Raw genomic sequence first — 2,192 nt, 5'->3', positions numbered from 1 at the left:
ACACTATTGAGTTCTCAAACAACAGAAGCACCCGGCACCAAACACAACCCTCAAGGCCGCATCATCGCTCCGGAGCAACTTTTCAAACTTACCCGCCAAACCCCACCCCGTCAAATCCACCCTCTCGGGCTGTCTGACTAACGGTGGCCGCCTGGCTGCCCCTCCAGACCGACGCATTCCATGACGGATTACTGCCGAATTTCGAAGGGAGTTTGTCGCTCTTGCCGGTCAGCTTCACTGTCCCGGCCGCGGCGACTCAGAAAACATTACACGCCGATTCGGCGCCCGGCAAATCGGCCGATCGGGAGGAGAAATTCCCGTAGTTGCGCGGATCCAGCGGCTTGAAACACGTTGCGGGCGAGCCTGCGCACTGGGAGAAAAGATGTGATGTCAGCCATAAAGATCTCTTCACCGGGGAAACCTCAGGCCGTGGGCCCCGGCTCGGAGGACCAATCAGGTCTTGCGGGTCAGGGACCGAAGTTATGTGCTCGAGAGCGAAGATCCATCGGTGCGTGGGAACAACGTGGGAACAGTGTGCTGAATATCGCACCGGGGCCGATGACCCCAAGATACCTCAGCTTCGGCGCGCCCGTCCGTACTCCAACAACGCTGCCCACCGCGGCAGTGCCTGTACCGAACCGCAAGCCGCTTTCCAGGCCCACGCACCTGTCATCCAGCCGGCCAGGTGGCGGGTGTCAGCATTACGCTCGCCGATCCACGATGCCGCAGATCCGGCGATCAGCTGCACGATGCCCCACGACCCTGCGATGATCTGGACGGTGGAGGCCCGGCATGTACGTATACCGGATTGCCCACAAGCAGGGAGAGGGCCAGCCCTAAATGCGCGAGGGGCCTCACCGTCCTGGTGAGGCCCCTCCAACGTCGAGTTCTACGGCATCGCCCGCTAGGCCTGCGGCCTGCTCTGCCGCAGACAGCTTTGCCGGCAGAGCAGCTCCGGCGGGCTGCCGGTGTGGTGGGTTAAATGGCTGAGGCTCCGACGGTGGTGTCGGAGCCTCAGCGTTTTTTAAGTGTTGTCCGGCGGTGTCCTACTCTCCCACACTCTCTCGGGTGCAGTACCATCGGCGCTGTGGGTCTTAGCTTCCGGGTTCGGAATGGGACCGGGCGTTTCCCCCACGCTATGACCGCCGTAACCCTGTTACCCGTCCCCCGTGATTCGTGCACCGTGGTGGTGTACGTGTGGGGGTGGGAAGTCTTTGGTTACAACTTCTCTATGATGTTGTCTTTATGATGTTGTCTTTATGATGTTGTCTTTCGGTGACACCGGTGATGGTGTTCACCCGTTGTGTCGCCTGTCCCCCGGGGCCGCCGGTGGTGGCCGTGGCGGGGTTGTTGGTTGGGAACCGCATAGTGGACGCGTAGCAATAATTAGTGTGTTTGTGTGTCAAGTTATCGGCGTATTAGTACCGGTCAGCTTCACGAGTCGTTAGTCCTCGCTTCCACATCCGGCCTATCAACCCAGTGGTCTGGCTGGGGGCCTCTCACACCAAATGGTGTATGGAAATCTCATCTTGAAGCAGGCTTCCCGCTTAGATGCTTTCAGCGGTTATCCCATCCGAACGTAGCTAATCAGCGGTGCACTTGGCAGTACAACTGACACACCAGAGGTTCGTCCGTCCCGGTCCTCTCGTACTAAGGACAGCCCTTCTCAAATTTCCTACGCGCGCAGCGGATAGGGACCGAACTGTCTCACGACGTTCTAAACCCAGCTCGCGTACCGCTTTAATGGGCGAACAGCCCAACCCTTGGGACCTACTCCAGCCCCAGGATGCGACGAGCCGACATCGAGGTGCCAAACCATGCCGTCGATATGGACTCTTGGGCAAGATCAGCCTGTTATCCCCGAGGTACCTTTTATCCGTTGAGCGACGGCCATTCCACAATGTGCCGCCGGATCACTAGTCCCGACTTTCGTCCCTGCTCGAGATGTCTCTCTCACAGTCAAGCTCCCTTGTGCACTTACACTCGACACCTGATTGCCAACCAGGCTGAGGGAACCTTTGGGCGCCTCCGTTACTTTTTGGGAGGCAACCGCCCCAGTTAAACTACCCATCAGGCACTGTCCCTGACCCGGATTACGGGCCGAAGTTAGATATCCAGAGTGACCAGAGTGGTATTTCAACGATGACTCCACCCGAACTAGCGTCCGGGCTTCACAGTCTCCCACCTATCCT

At 58.7% G+C, this 2,192-nt stretch carries 2 rRNA genes; both read right to left on the bottom strand.

Annotation, left to right across the window (positions count from 1 at the left end):
- Nucleotides 1-1,033 precede the first annotated feature (1,033 nt).
- Nucleotides 1,034-1,150, bottom strand: a 5S ribosomal RNA gene (gene rrf / locus X803_RS0100360).
- A gap of 248 nt (nt 1,151-1,398) precedes the next feature.
- Nucleotides 1,399-2,192, bottom strand: a 23S ribosomal RNA gene (locus tag X803_RS0100355); the annotation flags it as partial.

Source organism: Arthrobacter sp. 35/47 (genome assembly GCF_000520475.1).
GTDB classification, from domain to species: domain Bacteria; phylum Actinomycetota; class Actinomycetes; order Actinomycetales; family Micrococcaceae; genus Arthrobacter_D; species Arthrobacter_D subterraneus.
The sequence above is the reverse complement of the archived record's forward strand: the minus strand, read 5'-3'. Positions and strand labels throughout refer to the sequence as shown.